Below are 18,921 nucleotides of genomic sequence, written 5' to 3'. Positions count from 1 at the left end.
ATGGTTTTCCATGTATGTTTTGTCACGGTCACGTCTCTGAGTCGTGGCAGGTACGCTCGCGGTCGGCGGTGAGGAAAGAAAACGCCCGAATGCGGCGTTATTCCAACGCCGCTTCGAGGTCGTCGATGAGACTCTCGTTTCCGATGTGGACTGGGGTCCGTGCGTGGAGTTCGTCCTTGTCGACGTCGAGAAGCGACTGTGTTCCGTCGGAGGACGCGCCACCGGCGGTTTCGAGGATGTAGCCGATGGGGTAGCCTTCGAACTGAACGCGGAGCTTTCCTTCCGGTGCCGACCGGAGGCCCGGATAGCTGAAGATGCCGCCGTAAGAGAGAATCTGGTTCACGTCGCCAATCATCGAGCCGCCGTAGCGGAGCTTGCGCGACGCGTCCTGTTCGACCTCGCGCGCGAAGTTCTCGAAGTCCTCGGTCCAGTCGGGGACGCGACCGCCGAATCCGTAGACGGTCCCCTCGTCGGGGAGCGTGACGTCTTCACGGACGAGTTCGTAGCTCGAATCGTCGTAGATGACGTACTCGTCGACCGAGCCCTTGCGGGCGACAATCATCGTCATCACGGGGCCGTAGAGGACGTAGCCGGCGGCGACGAGGTCGCGTCCGTGGGCCGGAAGCGGCGCGTCGTAGACGGCGAAGATGGTCCCCATCGTGTTGTTCGGCTTGAGGTTCGACGACCCGTCGAGGGGGTCGACAGCGACCGAGAGGTTGCCACTGCCGACGTCGATAGCTTCCGGGCGTTCCTCGCTCGCGTACTCGCTGACGCCGTCGAGTGCACCGATCCGCTCACAGAGCAGGTCGTCGGCGAACACGTCGGCGGCCATCTGCGTCTCGCCACTCGGGTTCTCCTCTTCGGACGCCACGCGGCGGCCGGGAAGTCCCGTGCGAATCTCGGGCGCGGTGGTCGCGATAACGTCGACCACTTTGTCGATAGTTCGGACGTCTTTCGTGGAGTCTGCCGTGTTCACGTCGTGCGTCGCCATCAGAGTCGCACCTCCGACGCGCCGCGGATACAACACCGGAGCGTTCGAACCAGTGAGGAACCAGAACTGGGGGCTGTCGAAGACGTGGGACCCGCCTCGGCGGGGCTAACGGACGTGTCGACACCGAGCATCATCTACGTCAGCATCGGGTAACTTCGTATATAAAGTCATTGGCTGGAGTGGGAACTCAGAAAAGGAGGAATTCAACCGGTAGGCGCGCTCTAGTCAAATATTGCGATTCAAAATATTGTGAATATAAATTACTACTCCGATAGTAAATTTTCGGGTGGGAAAGACTACTCCATCGACTCGCGGGCCTGCCCCTTCCACGCGCTGACGACTGCAGGGTCGATTTGCAGGGCGTCTGCGACGTGTTCGGGGTCGGCAGTGGCGAGTCGGCGCACGGAGCGAACGCCCGCCTCGGCGAGCATCTCGGCGTCGCCTTCGTCGATACCATCGAGCGTGGTGAGTGGCGTTGGTTTCGAGCGCTCACGCCACGCGGCTTCGGCGGCGAGCGCGTCACCAGACCCATCTGCGGACGCGCTATTCTCGGCGTTCGGCGTCCCGCGCGGCGTCCAGTCTCCCCCGTGACTGGCGGCCTCTGTCTGCTTACCCTCGCCTTCCTGAGTAGAACGTGTCGCGTCGGACGACTCCTCCCGGTTCGTCGGCGTCCAATCACCGCTTTTGGTCGCATTCTCGGACTGTGTGGCCGACCCGGAGGGCGTCCAGTCGCCCTCTCGCGTCGGTCCGGTCGCCGTCTGCGACTCGCCGGTCGGAGTCCAATCGCCGTCAGCAGTTTCGGCGTCGTCGTCGGTGCCCCAGTCGCCGGAACTCGCCGCGACCCACTCCCGTTCTTCGTCGCCGAGTCCACGCACTTGTGCGGACCGGCGGTCGAGGTCGTCGCCGGAACTGAACGACCACGAAAGCGAGTGCCATCGACGAATCTTGGCCGCGACGCCCGGATTGACTCCCGCATCGACGAGGTCACGGTAACAGACTGCCCCGTCGAGGATGGATTCGACACCGATTTCGGAGTCGTCGAGTTCCGCTGCCGTCGCGGGGCCGATGAATTTCAGGTCCGCTAGCTCTTCTGGTGTCTCGTCACCATCGGCTGCGCCGCGCGGCCGGAGCAGTTTCTCGATTGCCTCGTCGGTACTCGGTTCGCGTGCGTCGTCACTCCCGGAATCTGGTCGGCCGTGGCTCTCAGAATGGTGTGTGTCGGCCGCGCCGGACGCCGAATTTACACTCCCGGTTTGCGCCCCGCGGCCGCTCTCTCCTCCGGACGAACCACCGTCCGGTGCGGCATCCCCGTCGTCCCTACCCATATTGTTCGCGCCAGTCACCGTTGCGTGTGACCATTCCGGCCCCGAACTTGAGCGTTTCCGTGAAAGTCACACAGTTGTCACAATCGAGTGAACTGAGTAATTGATTGTCACAGTTCTGGATGACTCGGCAAGTTTTACCTTGCGTCCTCGCGGAGTCCAGCGCATGCGCGGCATGAACGATATCGACACGGTTGGAGTCATCGGCGCTGGAACCATGGGCAACGGAATCGCACAGGTCGCGGCGATGTCCGGCTACGACGTGGTCATGCGGGACATCCAGGTAGAGTTCGTCGACCGCGGGCTTTCCGCTATCGACGACAGTCTCTCGCGCTTCGTCTCGAAAGAGAAACTCAGCGAGGACGAGGCCGAAGCGACGAAGGACCGTATCACGGGCACGACGGACTTCGACGCGCTGGCCGACTGCGACCTCGTCGTCGAGGCGGCCGTCGAGAACATGGACGTCAAGCGCGACATCTTCGCGGACCTCGACGACCTGATGCCCGAGGACGTGATTCTGGCGACGAACACCAGCACGCTCTCGATTACGACCATCGCGGCCGCGACAGAGCGCCCCGAACAGGTCGTCGGCCTTCACTTCATGAACCCCGTTCCCATCATGAAGGGCGTCGAAGTCGTTCGCGGCGAGAAGACCGACCCCGCAGTCGTCGAGTTCGCCCACGACTTCTCCGAAGAACTCGGTAAGGAGACCTGGGAGTCCGACGACAAGCCCGGATTCGTCACGAACCGCATCCTCATGCCGTGGATTAACGAGGGCATCCGCGCCTACGACGAGGGCGTCGCCTCGAAGGAAGACATCGACCGCGGCATGACCCTCGGCACCAACGTCCCGATGGGGCCGCTCACGCTCGCCGACCACATCGGGCTGGACATCTGTCTGGACGCCTCCGAGACGCTCTTCGAGGAACTCGGCGACCGCTACAAGCCTGCGTACCTGCTCAAGCGCAAGGTCGATGCTGGCGACCTCGGCAAGAAGACGGGCAAAGGCTTCTACGAGTACGACTGAGCTGAACGCGGTCGAAGGCCGTTAGAGGCCACAGCCCATCGTCGTCGAAATCGACGATTGGTCGATGCCCTCGTCGGTTGCGACGAGGCTGAACGCTTTTTCGTTGCAGTCGAACTCCGATTTCGCTATCTGCATTTCATCCTCGTGGTTGGGCGTCGAGACTCGAATCCGGTAGGCTGCGGGGTCTCGAAGGACGAAGTTGATTCTGGTGTCTGCCGCGAGACTGTGGCGAGCGTCGTACAGCGAAGTCCACGAAAGGAGGTCGCGGCGTTCGACGGAGATACTCATCTCGGCAGCCGACGCCGTCTGGTTGGCGACGACGAGACCGACTGGCTTCTCCGCGAAGACGTCGTCGGGACCGCGGTGGCCGACGACGTGGGTCGTTACGATGGTGGCGTCTCCTTGGACGTTTAGCGGAAGCATTCCCACCCCGTCGAGGTCGGTTTCCCGCAACGGGACCACCGCGGCACGGCCGAGACATCTCGAACTCGCACCCAAAACCGACGCGCCAGCGACGCCAAGAAACGTTCGTCTATCGATGCTGACCATACGCGTGTCTGACAACAACCCGGTGAGTATCTTCTGGTCAGTCGTCGCCCAACAGTTTCAACACGCCAGCGCCGACGACACCCACGACGAGAAACACTCCACCGAGCCCGGCGAGCGCGAACGCCAACCCATTCACGATGTCTGAGCCGCCGCCCGCGACGCTGGCCAAGAGCGCCCCGAAAAAGAACATCGCCGCCACGAATCCACCGACGAAGAGGACGAACGCGGGTGTCAGGAAATCGTCGGCGGGCATGACTTTCCATTCACCATGGAGCGACGAAACTGTTGTCTTCCGACGATGATGCGCCTCGGAACTGTTGTCCTCCGGAGACGAAGCCTATCAGTTCTGAAATCCCGCGCGAACCCTTTTATCCCGTCCCGCGTGAAGGTCTGGCAATGATAACGGTCGAGAACCTGCGGAAGGCCTACGGCGACTTCCCCGCCGTCGTGGGCAGCGACTTCTCGGTCGAGTCTGGCGAGGTGTTCGGCATCGTCGGCCCCAACGGCGCGGGCAAGACGACGACGCTGAAGATGCTCGCCGGACTCGTCGAACCCACCGACGGTACCGCTTCGGTCCTCGGATTCGACCCCGAAGAGCCGGAGATGCGCCGCCGACTCGGCTTCCTCCCGGAAGAGTCGCCGCTGTACGAAGATATGACGCCGCGGTCGTACCTCCGCTTTTTCGCCGACTTGTACGACGTGCCGCGTGAGGAAGGAACCAAGCGAACCGAGGCCGTCCTCGACAGACTTGACCTCGAATATCGCGACCGCCGCCTCGGCGACATGTCGAAGGGGATGAAACGAAAGGTCGCTATCGCCCGGTCGCTCGTCAACGACCCCGACTTGCTCATCTACGACGAACCCGCGAGCGGGCTGGACCCGCTGACGACGAACGTCGTCTTGGAGTTCGTTCGTGAACTCCGCGACGAGGGGAAAACGGTCGTCTTCAGCGCGCACAACCTCTTTCACGTCGAGTCGGTCTGCGACCGCGTGGTCATCATGAACCGCGGGGAGATAATCGCCCGCGGGACGATTCCCGAAATCCGCGCGGAACACGGTGAGACCACCTATCGCGTGTACACCACCGTGTCTCTCTCTGAGACAAACCACCACCCGGCGACCGAACCCGAGGGCGACCAGCACGTCGCCGTCGTCGATGAGATGGCCGACGTGGAAGCCATCCGCGAGGCGGCCGAAGCGGCCGGTGGAAGCGTCGCCGACATCCGAACCGACGAGCCATCGCTGGAGGATATCTTCCTGCAACTCGCTCGTGAGGCACCGACGACGAGCGCGGCAGAAGGGGGTCGCGGTCAGTCGTGACCGACGACACCGGACTGAAGTCCCGCCTCGCCGCACACGCCCGTGCGATAGCCAGAATCGCTCGCTGGGAGGTCACGCGCTCCGCCGGGACGCTCGACCGCCGGACTATTATCCTCGGGGTCATCGCCGTCCTCGTCGCTGGCGGTGTCGCACTCGGGGCTGCTAGCGGTGGCGTTGCAATCGACAAAGACCTCTATCGAGTCGGCGTCGCGTCCGATAGTCCGTACTACGACGCTGTCGAGGAATCGACGGTTCTCGACCCGCGGTCGGTCTCCGACCCGAACGTCGAACTCATCGTCAGCGAGACGCACGTCTCGGTCACTGACACGCCGACCGGGATGGCCGCCTACGAAGCGTTCCGTGACGCGGTTCAAACCTACAACGAACGCCAGATGCTCCGCGAGTCGAACCAGACGGCGGCGTTTCCCGTCGTCGTGAACCTCCAATATCGAGAGCGCGGGGCGCTCGTCCCGCCCGGAAGTCGCGTCGATGACGGAGGCGGCAGTGGTGGAAGTACCGGCGGTGACGCCACAGGAGCGGACGGCGGTAGTGGCTCGTCCGATAGCGACACCGACGGACAAGCAGGCGGAACATCCGGCTCTTCGGCAGCCAGTGGTGCCGCCGCAGCAGACGACGGGCCGATAGCAGCACCGGACGTCGGCGGCGCGGGTGGCTTCCTCGGCGGTGATACCAGCGGGTCGCCAGCGAGCATCAGCCCACCGTTCCCCTTCGCATCGCTGGTTCTCGCCTTCGCGTTCCTCGTCCCGATGAACTTCGTCATTCAGGCCTACGGGTCGAGCATCCTCAACGAGCGTGTGAATCGCCGCGGCGAACTCCTCCTCGTCGCGCCCGTGACGCCCGGTGACATCGTCGCCGGAAAGACCGTGCCGTACCTCGCAGGGATGGTCGGTCTCACGGTCGCCATCGCGCTCGCAATCGGCGGCGGGCCGGTTTCGGTCGCCGCCGTCGTCCCAATCGGGCTGTTGTTCCTCTCTGCGACCTTCGTCGGCGCGATGTTCGCGCGGTCGTTCAAGGAACTCACCTTCGTCACCGTGACTATCTCGGTGTTCCTGACGACCTACACGTTCGTTCCGGCTATCTTCACGAACGTGACGCCAATCGCGCTCATCTCGCCGCTCACGCTGGTCGTCCGCGACTTGAGTGGAACGGCCGTGTCGCTCGGCGACTTCGCGTTCTCGGTCGGCCCGATTCTCCTCGCCGCGCTCGTCTTGTTCCTCCTCGGCACCGGCGTCTACCGCGAGGAGGATATGTTCACCCAGCGTCCCGTCCCGCTGAAGTTCCTCGACGCGCTCGACAGTCGAATCTCTCGTCCACGGTCGGTCGCGACGCTCTCGGCGCTGTCGATTCCGTTCGTCTTCATCGCCGAACTGCTGGTCATCGCCGTCTTGTACGTCCTCCCGGTGGACCTGACGATTCCGCTTGTCCTCCTCGCCGTCGCAGTGGTCGAGGAGTTGGCGAAGAGCCTCCACGTGTACGCCGCCTTCGAGAAGGCACGGTTCGCCCGGACGATTCGCGTCTCACTCCTGCTCGGCGCGCTCTCGGGCTTCGGCTTCTTCGTCGGCGAGAAGTTCACGGCCATCGTCCAACTCGTCGGCCTCCCATCGCTCACGCTCGGGCAAGCAGCGTTCGCGCCATCCGGTATCGGCGTCGTCGCAGCCACGGGCCTCCTCCTCGCACCGCTCGTCCTGCACGCCGTGACGGCCACGGTGACGGCACTCGGGGCCACGCGTGGACGGTCGGCCTACGCGCTCGCGTTGGTCGCCGCAATCGGCATTCACGTCGTCTACAACCTTCAGGTGGTGAGTTCCCTTGGGTAACCCGCGATTCGACATCGCCCGGCGCGAACTCGGGAGTCTGGGCAAAGAAAAGACCATCGTGCTCGCGCTGGCTATCCAACTGTTCGTGGCGGCGTTCTCGTCGTTCCTCGTCGTCGGTCTCGTCTCGCTGTACGACCCCGGGGCGTCCAACTACCAGGTCGATGTCGCGGTCACTGGAGGTGACGAGTCGGTCGAGGACCTGTTGCGCGCAATCGGCACCGAAGACGGACTCGCCGGGCGGTCGTACCCCTCGACCGACGCGGCGATGACCGCCTTCGAAGAACGGCGCGCCGACACGGTGATAGAGGCCTCGACAGGAGAGGATGGGCGGATACGGGTGCTCGCTATCGCTCCCGATTCAGGCGTCGAGACGACCGCTGTGGTCGTCCGCCTGCGGGACGCACTCCGCGAACTCGAACGGAGCGAGCGCACCGAGCGAAGCGCGTACCTCTCGACGACGCCGCTTTCGCTCCCGCCTGCCGGGACTTCGAGCCCGTACTTCAGCTTCACGTACACGGTGCTCGTCCCACTGCTGTTGTTCCTCCCGGTGTTCATTTCCGGGTCGCTCGTCGTCGACTCGTTGACCGAAGAGATAGAACGCGGGACGCTCGAACTCCTGCGCGTCGCCCCGGTGAGCTTCTCGGCCGTCGTCGACGGGAAGGTCCTCGCCGCCGGTGCCCTCGCACCGATTCAGGGGGTCGCGTGGATGGTGCTGCTCCAACTGAACGGCACCGGAATCGACAACCTCCCGTGGCTCTTCGGGATGGTTGCCGGATTAGCCGCGCTCGTCGTCACCCTCGGCGCGACGGTGGCGCTGACAGCACCCGACCGGAGAATCGCGCAACTGCTCTACTCGCTCGGCGTCCTGCTCGTCTTCGCGGGCACGTCGCTGCTCCCACTGAACCCTGCAAATACGGCTGCGCGACTCGCAATCGGTACGGCCGGTGTGGGTGCACAGGCTGCAGTCACAGGACTTGTCGTGGTTGGTGTCGTCGCGCTCGTCGGCCTGCGATTCGTCGTCGGACGCGTCGACCCCAACGAACTCGGCTAAGGCCACTTCGTCGCTGCTTTTTGCGTCTCTCTCGCAGCACCGGAAGTCGTACAAGTCCGGAGTTCGAGAACCGACACATGGCACTCGGAGGAACCGCGAAAAAGCTCCAGAAGGTCGCAGAGATGGCCGAAGACGTCTACAAGAAACTCAACGAACTCCGCGAGCAAATCGTCGAGGTTCGTGAGACGGTCACCGAGACGAAAGACCGCGTGGACCGACTCGAAGCCGAGAACGCAGAACAGCGCGCGATTCTCGAAGCCATCGCCGAAGAGCAGGGTATCGACCTCGACGCCGTCATCGCCGACGCACACATCGCCGAGGCGGAGACACCCGCAGACGAGTCGGCGACCGACACGACCGACGAGGCTGCCGACGCCGACCAGTCCGAGTAGCGCGACGACTCGCTTTTCTCCCCGTCTTCCTCACACTCCGTTTTTGCTGAGCACGTACCACGTCACAGCAGGAGTGGCTCCGGCGGCAATCAGAGTCGTGATGACGACGATTGCCTCCGGTGCCCGGACCACAGAGTCGAAGAACGTTGCTGTGGCCCATACGCCAACCCCGTCCAGTGAGGACGCTACCGAATTTCTGGTGTTCGAGGTCGCTGTCGAGTTCGTCCCGGACATCCGAGAGGAGACGTTCCACATCTGCTATGGTGTCTACAGAGCAACATTAAATCTACCTCTCGATGGCGGTGGGAGTGGTTACTTCGCGTCCCCCAACGACGGGATGATAACGTTCAGGAGCGGGGGCAACATTTGCCCCAGTATGACCACGCACCGCGAACCCCTCGACTCGGTGCTCGACACCATCGCTGAGACGCCACTCGTCCGGGTTCAGGCATCGCCCGACGAAGTCCCCGTCTACGCGAAGCTGGAATCGTTCAACCCCGGCGCGAGTGTCAAAGACCGCATCGGGAAGTACATGCTCGAACAGATGCTCGCCGACGGGACGCTCCCCGAGGGCGGGACCGTCGTCGAACCGACCGCGGGCAACACCGGCATCGGCATCGCCGTCGCTGCCAACCAACTCGGCATCCGCGCGGTGTTCGTCGTCCCCGAACGGTTCAGCGTCGAAAAGCAGACGCTGATGCGCGCACTGGGCGCTGACGTCGTCAACACCCCGACCGAAGACGGCATGGGCGGGGCAATCGACCGCGCGCACCAACTCGCCGAGGAACTCGACGACGCCGTGGTCCCACAACAGTTCTCGAACCCGCTCAACCCCGAAGCGCACTACGAGACCACTGCGCCGGAAGTCTACGACGCGCTCGACGACGAAGTCGGGGCACTCGTCGCCGGCTGCGGAACCGCGGGGACGCTCATGGGGATGGCCCGCTACGGACGCGAGCGACACGAAGACACCTACGTCACCGCCGTCGAACCGGCTGGCTCGCTCTACTCGACGCTCCACGGCCGCGACGTCGAAGAAGCCGAGTACAAGACCGAAGGTATCGGGACGCACAACCCCGCGACGAACGAACTGTTCGAACCGGACCTCGTGGACGAAATCGTCCAAATCGACGACCGCGACACGCACGCGGAGATGCAGCGACTCGCCGCCGAGGAGGGTCACCTCGTCGGGTCGAGCGCCGCCGCGAACTGCCTCGCGGCTGTCGACCTCGCCGAGCGCGCTGCCGCAGGTGAGGTCGACCTCCCGTACGACTCGGTCGTGACTGTCTTCGCCGACTCCTCGGAGCGCTATCTCTCGAAAGGCGTCTACGGCGACTTCGAGTCCTGGGAAGGCTGATGCTCGTCACTGGGTAGCCGGACTGCTACGTCCTACTCAGGCGACGAGCCGAGCGTGCTCGACTTTGTAACACTTGTTTTGGACGAACGCGAGGCCCGCCTCTTCGGCGCGGGCGGCCGCCTCGTTGTCTTTGATTCCCAACTGGAGCCAGACTGCCGCTACGTCGCCCCGCGTCTGTGCTCGTTCGATTGCTGCGTCGACAACGCCGCCCGCTTCGTCCGACGGCCGGAACACGTTGACGAGGTCGACGTCTTCCTCGACGTCGGCCAGCGAGTCGTACGCTGTCTCGCCGAGAATTTCGTCGTGAAACGGGTTGACCGGAATGACTCGGTAGCCGTGGCGTTGCATGTACGCCGGAATCTCGTGGGCGGCCTTGCCGGGCGTAGCCGAACAGCCGACGACCGCAATCGTTTCGAGGTCGAAGAGGTCCTGTAGCGTGTCGCTGCTGGTGCTAGGCATAATTGGTACCGGGTGTTAGTAGTGAGTCGGTAAAAACGGCGGGCGGCCGTGCGCCGGATGCGCAGTCGTTCGGCGGTCGCCACCGACTCGTTAGTCGCCTGCGAGGCGAACGTCGGGCTCCGCGTCTTCGTGGGTGGTGATGATGCCATCGAACAGTTGTTTGATGGTGTTCATCGTCCGGTCGTCGTGCGCGTCCGCGTCGATGGCGAACAAGCCGAGGCCGCCGACGCTCTGGATGCGACCGGTGAAGACGTGGAGGAACCGGAAGACGGTCTGCAAGTCGGCGTACATCAGGAGTGTCGAAAGCGAGTGCAGCATGATGCGGTTCTGTTCGAGACCACGCTGCTGGTAGTACTCCTGGAGTACTTCCGAGAGTTTGATACCGATACCTGTCATGTCCACGGGCGACGACGTGTACTTGACACGCTCGTCGTCACGCACGTCGCCGACACCTTGCTGTCGCGTGACGCAGTCGACGACCGAGACGGGTTTCCCCTCGTAGTCGATGCGCTTCGCGTAGTCGTTGAGGACGCGTTCGGCACCGTCTTTGGTGGTGACGATAACCGCACCCTCTCCTTTCTCGGTCCCCGCTGCCAAGATGTCGAGTGCGAGGGCTCGCTTGCCGGTCAGCGGCGGTCCACTGATGAGAAGATTCGTTCCCGGTTCGACCTCGGCATCGAGGTCGGGGCCGAGGTCATACATACGAGCACCTCGGCTGTTCACCGTTCGCTCCGAGGTGGACAATCGAATGACGCTTCCGCTCGCCGGGAGTCATCGGATAATACGACCATACCGTGAGCAAGTAATATTCTTTTTGATTATCCCATCCTGATTTTGGATTTCGATGGGGGTCATTCATACCGAAACACCACCGAGCGCTGCAACCCGGCCGACGATGAATGCGGCGGCAGCCAGAAACATCCCGTGTTTGAGGCGGCGCTGTGCCAGCGTTGGGTCCTCAAACGACTGGATTGTCCCCGCGAGCATCAGCACGTCGGCGGGCACGACCAATCCGAGGTACGCGAGTCCGAACTCGCCGTCGAGATACGGGACCGCGCTCGCGAGGACGGCGACGACGAGAACTCCCGTCCCGAACACGAGCGACGGTCGTTCGCCGACGACGATGGGAAGCGTGCGAAGTCCTTCTTCCTTGTCGCCAGCGATGTCCTCGACGTCTTTGACGATTTCACGGGTGAGGGTCGCCAGCGCGGCCAGCACGGCCAAGACGACTGCACCGAGTGGCTCGCCGATAGCTGCTCCTCCGAAGAGGAACGTCGACCCCGTGAGGGCCGCGACGACGACGTTCCCGACGCCCGGCAGCCCTTTGAGGAACTCCGTGTAGGCGACCAGCGCGGTGAGGTTCACCACCGCGATGGCGAGCGCGACGAGCGGGAGCGCGAGCGCCGAAACGACCGCGCCGCCGAAGAGAGCAATACTGAACCACTTGGCCGCGTCGGCGCTGACTGCCCCGCGCGGAATTGGTCTATCGGGACGGTTGATGCGGTCGATATCGCGGTCGAAGTAGTCGTTAATCGCGTTTCCTGCCCCCGTTGCGAATACTGTCGCGAGGATAGCCGCGATAACGACGAACGTGTCTTCGAGTGTCCCCCCTGCGACGATTGCACCCGTAAACGTGAGCACGCCCGCGGCGATGGCGTTCCCTGGCCGGGTGAGTTCGAGAAAGCCGCGCGCCCGCACTCCCAGAGACATACCCCGTACTGTTCGGTGACTTGGTATAAATCGCGCGGAGTTGTCGCCGCGAATCAATCCATTTAAAATGGTTGGCAACAGACGGAGTATTGTCGGGCGCTTAGCTCAGTCTGGACAGAGTGCTTGGCTTCGGACCAAGTTGCCGTGGGTTCAAATCCTGCAGCGCCCATGATTCTTCCGCGAACAACGTGAGCGGAGAATCATCTCCGCGAAGGATTTGAACTAGACCGAGGTTCTGCGCGGAGCGCAGGTTCTCGGGCGTAGTTCACAATCCTGCAGCGCCTTTTCAAACTGTCAGAACGATCGGAAAACAGAGCCGCTCATCCAGATTCGACTAGGTTAAAGTGACAACTGGAAGCACTCACCGACCGTGACGTGGGGCCGAACCAGAAGGACGTGAACTCACCTACGCCACCACCAGCCGTGGTCGGCAGGAAACACTACTCTTCGAGCAGTCCTAGGTCTTCCGTGACGAGGTCCGCGATTTGTTCTGCGAGTTCGGGCTCGACTGTAGCGACCGAGTCACCGTCGTGTCGCGTCTCGTTGTGTCGTTCGATGAGGTCCGCGAGGTCGGAAAGCGGAACGCGAGTTCGCGTGCCACAGTCGTCGCAGACAATCGGAACAGTCGGGTCGTCGCTCGAATCGTGGCTCATACGAGTGGCTCGTCACCGATTCGGTGTAAACAGGTCGGTTCGTCGGCCGACTGTGAACGCCACGTTCGTCTCTGCCCCAGCAACTGCAGACGGTCACACGACTATCCACTGTGTTCTAACTGCCAGACGGAGGCGGGGGAGTGGCTGTGAAGTCCCCCGTCGTATCAGAACAGGCCGAGGATGATTTGCAGAATTTCGAGACCGGCCTTGGCTACGTCGAGCCAACTTGCAAGCACGAAGGCTGGTATCAGTGGCAGTGCGAACGTCAATGCATTGAGTTTGGATTCTTGCATTGCAATCTCAGCCAGTGGCTGTTACCACTTAATTATTATCAGGTATTTAATCATTTCCCACAGTCATGAGTTTGGCCGAGAATTTGACCGGAGTTTTAAGTCATCAACTGCTAGAAGCTTTGGAAAATCCAAGAATAACGAAATGTTTTTAAGACGTATATTCACCGGGAATGGCACCCTCTCGCGACCTCCTCGTCGGCCACTGTTACTTGCGACCGCGCGACGGATTGCAGACACACATCAATCCGCTCGTTGCGAATGTGCCATAACGTTCAATATGTATTTCAAATACAATTGGAATGTTGTCATGAAAGACGACAACGAAGACTCTGGATTGGTCGACGACTCGACGCGACGAACGGTCCTCAAGACTGGCGCAGCAGCGGGGATTGGGATGCTTAGCGTAGGCGCGAGTACCGGCAGCGCCGCCGCATCAAGTGGTCCAACCGCCGTCATCAACGCCGACTCGCTTCCGGCCGAACAGGGTGACGATATTACGTTCGATGCGAGCGAATCGAGCGCACCCACCGGAATCCAGTCTTACGAATGGTACGTTCGTAACAACGAGGCGCAGGACGACTTTCCCTCCTCACCGTGGAAAACCGGCGAGACGTTCACCGAATCGTTCGCCGACAGTCCGTTTTCGCTGAAACTCGTCGTCACCGACAACGACGGAAACACGGACAGCACGCAACTGGATTTCATCGCTCACCAAGCGGTCACGCCGACGGCACGCCTCACTCGGCACCCCGAGGCACCGGATAACAGCGGGCCGATTACCTTTAGTGGCCGACTCTCGGCAGCGCCGCGTGGCACTATCGAGTCCTACGAATGGTACGTCCGAAACCACGAGCACCAAGACGACTACCTGTCTTCGCCGTGGAAAACTGGCCCTACGTTCGTAGAGCAGTTCGCCGATGACAACACGTTCTCGCTGAAACTCGTCGTGACTGACTCCCACGGCAACACGAGCACTACTGAAACGACGTTCACCGTCTAACACCCGGCAGAACGAGGGCTGAGTCTCCTCACCCTCCGTATCCTCGTCAGAATCTGCGTCTGAATAGCTGGGTCGGGTCACACCAAGACCGACATCACTACCGAACGGTTTTGGTCACCCAGCCAGACGGCCCGCTCGGGAACGGTGACGACTTTTCTTCGGGTTGGAGCGCGCCCATACCGTCGGTCGCGCGGACGACGACTTCGTGTTCACCACCCGGCGGGTCGTAGGTGTAGGTCCATTGTCGCCACACGTCGGTTCCGGGAAGCGGCTCCGAGAGTGTGGCGTCGGCCCACGTGTCGCCGCCATCGGTCGAGACTTCGACCCGGTCGATACCTCGGACGCCCGCATAGGCGTGGCCGCCGACCTGTTTGCGTCCATCGTCGAGCGTGTTGATGACGTGCAGTTTCGCAACGGTGTTGACCGGGCCGGTTCCGTGCCAGCCGCGTTCTTCCCAGTAGCCGTCTTGCTCTTCTTCGAGAATCTCGATTTCGGTGAGCCACTTGACGTTGATTTCGCCCCAGTGGCCGGGGATGAGTGCCCGCGCAGGGTAGCCGTGGCCGCGTGGAAGCGGTTCACCGTTCATTCCGACGGCGAGGAACCCGTCTTGGAGGGCGGAAAGCGGGAACTCTTCGTAGAAGCCGTCGGCGGCGCGGAGCATCACACAGCAGTCTTCGGGGAGGCCAGCGGGCTCGACGAGGTCCATAATCGAGACGCCGGTCCACAGCGCGTTGTCCATCTTCTTCCCGTTGAGCGCCTCGCCGACACAGCGAAGCGAGACGAACTGGTGGTCGACCTCCATCGAGAGGATGTCTTCGTACGAATAAGACAGCTCTCGGTCGACCGTCCCGGTGACAGTCAACGACCACGAGGTGGCGTCGAGCGTTGGGTCGGTGGAGTTGATGTCGACCTCGTAGAAGCGGTCGCTCACGAGAGGTTCGAGACCTGAGACGCCGAGGGATTTCTCGGCCGCTTCCGCGAGGAGAGGTTCAATTTCGGGAGCGGCCCACGGTTGGGCACCTTCGAGCGTCGGTGGGGAGACTTGGGTCGATTGCTGCGAGCCGAGTACGTAGCCACCGATACCGAGCGAGGCTGCACTCGCAACCGCCGCGAGCAGACGCCGGCGGCCTGCAGAGAGGTCGGCAGTGTGGGACGAAACGGCTTGGCTCTGGCTGAGGTCGGAGAGCAGCACCACAGTTCCGGTAGCGACGCCCGCGACGACCGAAGGAGTCGGGGCGGCGGTAATCGCGACCGAGATGAGTGCGGTCGTCGCGGCCGCGACGACGCCAGCGATGGGATACGCCGTGCGCTGCCCGACGGCTTGTCCGAGCAGTGCCGCGACAGCGAAAATGGTGGTCGAAAGACCCACTGCGAGGAGGACGTTAAGCTGGCTTCCGAGGTCACCGAGTACGACGATACTGAACGTGATGAGCGCGCCCGGGAGCGTTCGGGCCATGAAGCCCGCAATCGGCCCGGCGATAAACGCGGGCGTGAACGCGGCGACAGCAAACGACCCTGCGACGCCCGCGACGCCGGCGAGAAGTGCGACGAGCACTGCTTCGATGCCGGGCAATCGGTCGGTGACAGGGTGTGTGGAGTGGGACATTGGCGATGGGAGGCTGGTGTGTCTGTGAGTGGAATCCAGTATGCCTGCGGGCCGAACACCGAATTCACTGCCGTACAGGTGTATACTCGGCCAGAAGTCTACTTGAGCTCTTTTCCAACTCTCTTCCAACTCTCTGTCCAATTCGCCGTAATGCGTTCGAGCAGGCGAACTCCTTCGTCTCGATACTGACAGTCTGGCTACCAAGAATACTGCACTGAAGAAAAGATTCATACTGGGTCGGGGAATGCCGGTGGTAAGAGAATGAAACGCTGCTCACACCCGGGCTGTTCGTGGCAGGCCATCGCCCCGTCTTCGGATGCAGCGATGGCGCAGTACGCCGAGCATCTCGTCGAGGCCCACGCGAAGACCGTGGAGGCGGATATCCCGGACGGGATGGTCCAAATCAAACTCCAAGAGGACGGTGAGTGGATTACGACGACGTTCGAAGAGGCACGAGAACTTCACGACTCGTTTCACGACCACTAACCGGGGACGGCGAGTCTCACTGTAGACGGCAAGCTCTGCTGCAGACGACGAGCACCACTGTAGAGTCGCCGTCGAAGCCACGTTCACGGGAGAGCGTGACTAGCCAGTTACCGCTTCGATGAATCGTTCTTCGGCCTCTCGGCCCGGGTCGAACATGCTGCCGTCGCGCTCGCTCGCGAGTGATTCTTCGACGGTTCGCTCCATCGCGACTTCCGGAGGTGTCGAGTCCCATCCGAGCGACGAGAGTTTGCACGTCGAAAGGACGTGCGGGTAGTCGCTGCCGAGGTGGTGATAGAGGACGAAGTCGTCCGGTTCGAGGTCGAATTCGGCGAGTTCGCGGCGACTCGCGTGATAGACGTCGACCGTCGTGTCGAGCGTCTCGGCGATGAGGTCGATAACGTCTTCCATCGTGAATACGGTGCGGTCGGCCGCGTTGTAGACTTCGCCGGGCGTCCCCGATTCGGCGACGACTCGGAGCGCCCGCGCCACGTCCTCGACGTACACGCGATGCCAGATTGCGGTTCCGTCGCCAGGGACGACGACCCGGTCGTAGCGGTCGATGCGGTCAATCCAGTAGTCGTGGTGGTCCTGCAGCTCTGGAAGGTCTGCCGCCCAAGAGATAGCGTCCACCAACGAGGTGTCGCCGGAAGCGGTCGATTTTGGCCCGTAGACCATCGTTGGTCGGACACACGTGGCTGCGACACCTCGGTCGGCGGCGGCCCTGACGATTCGGTCACACTCGGCCTTGCGAGGGCCATACGTTCGCATTGTGTTGTCGCCCGCCTGCTCTGCGGAGAACGAATGCAGTGCGGTTTCGTCTTCTCGCTTCGGAATCTCGTGAGCGTCGTAGACGCCACCGCTAGAGACGTAGACGTACGCGTCCACGTCCGCGAAAATCTCCACTGCCACCCGTGCGTGTTCTGGGTGAAAGAGAGCGTTGTCGATGACGATGTCCGGGTCGACGCGCTCGGCGGCCGATTCGAGCGCGTCGGCGTCGGCCCTGGCGACCGTGACGTAGGAGACGCCCTCGCGTGGGTCCGATGGATAGTCTCGTACCCCACGGCTGAACACCGTCACCTTGTATCCGTGGTCGAGCAGTTCTGCTGTGGTGTAGTGCCCGACGAAGCCAGTCCCCCCAATGACGAGCGCGGATGTCATACACGATATACAACCTAACGACGCAAAACTATGTGCAACGTTAGCATAGTCAACCCGGCTCGAAACCTGACGGTCTCGACGAGTGGCTCAGCGCTGTGTTTCGACAGCGTCGTACAACAGTCGAGAGCACTGCCGCTTTTCGAGTGTAACTTCGTGAGAAATAATCCGTAGTATTGTCGCTACGCGCGACGTCCTACCGATTTAAAGACGCGTGAGGTTCGTCGCACGCGGGCCCTTGGGGGCCTGTTCAATGTCAAACTCCACATCCGTTCCTTCTTCGAGGTCAGGGCCGCCGATGTCTTCCATGTGGAAGAACACGTCGTCGTCCGCATCGTCCGTCGAAATGAAACCGTAGCCGCCAGTGTCGTTGAAGAAATCAACGTTTCCTTTCGCCATTGCTTTTGGACACAGTGGCCGTTTGGGGATAAAGCTTGTGAGGGTCGTTGTATCATGGGTCGATTTTGTTGAATTCTTTTTCCGATATCGCCACTCAAATAGACATTTGTTCTGATTCGTCTATTCTGTGTGCGCTCGGCTAGCGTACCGTCGGTGTTCAGAGAGGATTCTGTGGTATCGGCAGTTCTGCTCGCTCCAACAGGGGCGGCTCGTCCGACGAGGCTTTACCCGTCGAGGAACCCTGTGATTCCTGTGGGTCCTAACGATGTTCGTCGGCAGTGGGCAGACCGGTCGGGAGAGTTTTCCCCGGAGTACTACGCCTATTACGGGCCGAACGAAACGAGCGAGACGATTCATCAGATTCTCGAGGATGCCGTCGACCCGACTGCGTCGGTGTTAGAACTCGGATGCGGGTCGGGACGACACCTGTCGCACCTTCGAGACAACGGCTTCGAGAACGTCCACGGCATCGACATCAACGCCGACTCGTTTGAGGTGATGCAGGAGGCGTATCCCGAACTCGCTGCCAGCGGCACGTTCTACGCGGCAGCCATCGAGGATATCGTCGAGGAGTTCGACGACGGTCAGTTCGACGTGGTATACTCTATCGAGACGCTGCAGCACATCCACCCCGACGATGCGTGGGTCTTCGAAGAACTCGCCCGGTGTACGGACGACCTTCTCATCACCGTCGAAAACGAGGGGGCTGACGACAACCAGACGAGCGGTCCTGACGTGAACGACTCTGAGTACGACTTTCCGCTTTACTACCGCGACTGGAACGACATCTTCACGCAGTTCGGCTTGTCGCAGCGTGACGTCACGCACGAGGACCCAGATACGTTGCGAGTCTTCGAACGGCAAGACAGCTAACCCGACATGTCGAAACGCCTCCGACACGTTGGAGGCGACGACCGAACGCTCGTCGTCACGACGGAGACTGTCGAGTAGTCACTCGTCGAGGTGTTCGATACCTTGTTTCGAAACGTTGGCTCGTGTGACGCTGTCGCCCATCCACTCGGGGTCGTCGTCGCTCTTCGATTCGGTCCACGCCCAGCCTTCGTAGACGTGGACACGGTCGGTCCCGCGCTCGCGGAGTCGTAGGGTTGCCTTCCCGTCTACCTCGTCACGACTCGGGGCGGGATGGAGCCGACGGGCGGCTTTCAACGCCGCCTGCCGTGGGTACTGTCCGCTAAATACGCTCGTTTCTTCATCGTCGTCTTCGATGAGGACGAAGTTTCGCTTGCCATCTTTTCGCGGCATGACGTGTTATACCACAGACATGGTGTTAGTACTTCGTGTCGAATCGACGT

At 61.9% G+C, this 18,921-nt stretch carries 22 protein-coding genes and 1 tRNA gene; 10 read left to right on the top strand and 13 right to left on the bottom strand.

Annotated features, from left to right (window positions below):
• Window positions 1-97 precede the first annotated feature (97 nt).
• Both C453_RS09520 and C453_RS09515 read right to left on the bottom strand, forming a co-directional pair.
• Window positions 98-991, bottom strand: coding sequence for a class 1 fructose-bisphosphatase (locus C453_RS09520; RefSeq protein WP_008324152.1), 894 nt, complete (start codon window positions 989-991; stop codon window positions 98-100).
• A 296-nt stretch (window positions 992-1,287) separates the two neighbouring features.
• The gene (locus tag C453_RS09515; RefSeq protein WP_008324151.1) at window positions 1,288-2,316 is read right to left on the bottom strand and encodes a helix-hairpin-helix domain-containing protein; all 1,029 of its coding nucleotides are present in this window, start codon (window positions 2,314-2,316) and stop codon (window positions 1,288-1,290) included.
• Between the two features lie 163 nt (window positions 2,317-2,479).
• Here C453_RS09515 and C453_RS09510 point away from each other — a divergent pair, with 163 nt between their 5' ends.
• Window positions 2,480-3,340 carry a 3-hydroxyacyl-CoA dehydrogenase family protein gene (locus C453_RS09510; protein ID WP_008324150.1) on the top strand — a complete coding sequence of 287 codons (861 nt, stop codon included), beginning with the start codon at window positions 2,480-2,482 and terminating at the stop codon, window positions 3,338-3,340.
• Between the two features lie 21 nt (window positions 3,341-3,361).
• On the opposite strand, the gene C453_RS09505 is transcribed toward C453_RS09510, so the two are convergent.
• Window positions 3,362-3,889, bottom strand: a complete 528-nt coding sequence (locus C453_RS09505) for a hypothetical protein (RefSeq protein ID WP_008324149.1) — start codon at window positions 3,887-3,889, stop codon at window positions 3,362-3,364.
• A 37-nt stretch (window positions 3,890-3,926) separates the two neighbouring features.
• Window positions 3,927-4,142, bottom strand: coding sequence for a hypothetical protein (locus tag C453_RS09500; RefSeq protein WP_008324148.1), 216 nt, complete (start codon window positions 4,140-4,142; stop codon window positions 3,927-3,929).
• A gap of 143 nt (window positions 4,143-4,285) precedes the next feature.
• On the opposite strand from C453_RS09500, the gene C453_RS09495 reads away from it, so the two are divergent.
• The 5 genes from C453_RS09495 (at window position 4,286) to C453_RS09470 (ending at window position 9,847) form a co-directional block, all read left to right on the top strand.
• Window positions 4,286-5,209, top strand: a complete 924-nt coding sequence (locus C453_RS09495) for an ABC transporter ATP-binding protein (protein WP_008324147.1) — start codon at window positions 4,286-4,288, stop codon at window positions 5,207-5,209.
• Complete coding sequence (locus C453_RS09490) at window positions 5,206-7,047, top strand: ABC transporter permease (protein ID WP_008324146.1); 1,842 nt, start codon at window positions 5,206-5,208, stop codon at window positions 7,045-7,047. The genes C453_RS09495 and C453_RS09490 overlap by 4 nt, the downstream gene beginning before the upstream one ends.
• Window positions 7,040-8,098: an ABC transporter permease gene (locus tag C453_RS09485; protein WP_008324145.1), complete on the top strand. Its 1,059-nt coding sequence runs from the start codon at window positions 7,040-7,042 to the stop codon at window positions 8,096-8,098. Before C453_RS09490 ends, C453_RS09485 begins: the two co-directional genes overlap by 8 nt.
• 77 nt (window positions 8,099-8,175) lie before the next feature.
• On the top strand, window positions 8,176-8,490 hold the full coding sequence (locus C453_RS09480; protein WP_008324144.1) for a DUF5798 family protein: 315 nt from the start codon (window positions 8,176-8,178) through the stop codon (window positions 8,488-8,490).
• A gap of 376 nt (window positions 8,491-8,866) precedes the next feature.
• The gene (locus C453_RS09470) at window positions 8,867-9,847 is read left to right on the top strand and encodes a PLP-dependent cysteine synthase family protein (RefSeq protein ID WP_008324142.1); all 981 of its coding nucleotides are present in this window, start codon (window positions 8,867-8,869) and stop codon (window positions 9,845-9,847) included.
• A 36-nt stretch (window positions 9,848-9,883) separates the two neighbouring features.
• Here the strand turns inward: C453_RS09470 and C453_RS09465 are convergent, their stop codons facing one another.
• The 3 genes from C453_RS09465 to C453_RS09455 form a co-directional block, all read right to left on the bottom strand.
• Window positions 9,884-10,306, bottom strand: coding sequence for a CoA-binding protein (locus C453_RS09465; protein WP_008324140.1), 423 nt, complete (start codon window positions 10,304-10,306; stop codon window positions 9,884-9,886).
• A gap of 90 nt (window positions 10,307-10,396) precedes the next feature.
• On the bottom strand, window positions 10,397-11,008 hold the full coding sequence (locus C453_RS09460; RefSeq protein WP_008324138.1) for an RAD55 family ATPase: 612 nt from the start codon (window positions 11,006-11,008) through the stop codon (window positions 10,397-10,399).
• A 153-nt stretch (window positions 11,009-11,161) separates the two neighbouring features.
• On the bottom strand, window positions 11,162-12,016 hold the full coding sequence (locus C453_RS09455; protein WP_008324136.1) for a geranylgeranylglycerol-phosphate geranylgeranyltransferase: 855 nt from the start codon (window positions 12,014-12,016) through the stop codon (window positions 11,162-11,164).
• A 94-nt stretch (window positions 12,017-12,110) separates the two neighbouring features.
• On the opposite strand from C453_RS09455, the gene C453_RS09450 reads away from it, so the two are divergent.
• Window positions 12,111-12,185 (top strand) — tRNA-Arg (locus C453_RS09450).
• A gap of 271 nt (window positions 12,186-12,456) precedes the next feature.
• Here the strand turns inward: C453_RS09450 and C453_RS09445 are convergent.
• Window positions 12,457-12,669: a hypothetical protein gene (locus C453_RS09445; protein ID WP_008324124.1), complete on the bottom strand. Its 213-nt coding sequence runs from the start codon at window positions 12,667-12,669 to the stop codon at window positions 12,457-12,459.
• A gap of 164 nt (window positions 12,670-12,833) precedes the next feature.
• A complete protein-coding gene (locus C453_RS20825; protein WP_275039767.1) occupies window positions 12,834-12,962 on the bottom strand; it encodes a hypothetical protein in 129 nt (42 codons plus the stop codon).
• A 307-nt stretch (window positions 12,963-13,269) separates the two neighbouring features.
• Here C453_RS20825 and C453_RS09440 point away from each other — a divergent pair, with 307 nt between their 5' ends.
• Window positions 13,270-13,962: a PKD domain-containing protein gene (locus C453_RS09440; protein WP_008324123.1), complete on the top strand. Its 693-nt coding sequence runs from the start codon at window positions 13,270-13,272 to the stop codon at window positions 13,960-13,962.
• 97 nt (window positions 13,963-14,059) lie between these two features.
• Here C453_RS09440 and C453_RS09435 read toward each other — a convergent pair whose 3' ends face one another.
• Window positions 14,060-15,568, bottom strand: coding sequence for a molybdopterin-dependent oxidoreductase (locus C453_RS09435; protein WP_008324120.1), 1,509 nt, complete (start codon window positions 15,566-15,568; stop codon window positions 14,060-14,062).
• A 261-nt stretch (window positions 15,569-15,829) separates the two neighbouring features.
• On the opposite strand from C453_RS09435, the gene C453_RS09430 reads away from it, so the two are divergent.
• Window positions 15,830-16,054 carry a DUF1059 domain-containing protein gene (locus C453_RS09430; protein ID WP_049907593.1) on the top strand — a complete coding sequence of 75 codons (225 nt, stop codon included), beginning with the start codon at window positions 15,830-15,832 and terminating at the stop codon, window positions 16,052-16,054.
• A gap of 99 nt (window positions 16,055-16,153) precedes the next feature.
• On the opposite strand, the gene C453_RS09425 is transcribed toward C453_RS09430, so the two are convergent.
• Window positions 16,154-17,212, bottom strand: a complete 1,059-nt coding sequence (locus C453_RS09425) for an NAD-dependent epimerase/dehydratase family protein (RefSeq protein ID WP_008324117.1) — start codon at window positions 17,210-17,212, stop codon at window positions 16,154-16,156.
• Between the two features lie 201 nt (window positions 17,213-17,413).
• Window positions 17,414-17,608, bottom strand: a complete 195-nt coding sequence (locus C453_RS09420) for a cold-shock protein (protein WP_004041873.1) — start codon at window positions 17,606-17,608, stop codon at window positions 17,414-17,416.
• 252 nt (window positions 17,609-17,860) lie between these two features.
• Between C453_RS09420 and C453_RS09415 the strand changes: the two genes are divergently transcribed.
• Window positions 17,861-18,481 (top strand): class I SAM-dependent methyltransferase, encoded by a 621-nt coding sequence (locus tag C453_RS09415; protein ID WP_008324116.1) that lies wholly within the window; start codon window positions 17,861-17,863, stop codon window positions 18,479-18,481.
• A gap of 78 nt (window positions 18,482-18,559) precedes the next feature.
• On the opposite strand, the gene C453_RS09410 is transcribed toward C453_RS09415, so the two are convergent.
• Window positions 18,560-18,871 carry a non-histone chromosomal MC1 family protein gene (locus tag C453_RS09410; protein ID WP_008324115.1) on the bottom strand — a complete coding sequence of 104 codons (312 nt, stop codon included), beginning with the start codon at window positions 18,869-18,871 and terminating at the stop codon, window positions 18,560-18,562.
• Window positions 18,872-18,921: the final 50 nt, after the last annotated feature.

This window comes from Haloferax elongans ATCC BAA-1513, assembly GCF_000336755.1.
GTDB classification, from domain to species: domain Archaea; phylum Halobacteriota; class Halobacteria; order Halobacteriales; family Haloferacaceae; genus Haloferax; species Haloferax elongans.
Note: the sequence above shows the minus strand (reverse complement) of the source record. Positions and strands in the feature narration are given on the sequence as shown.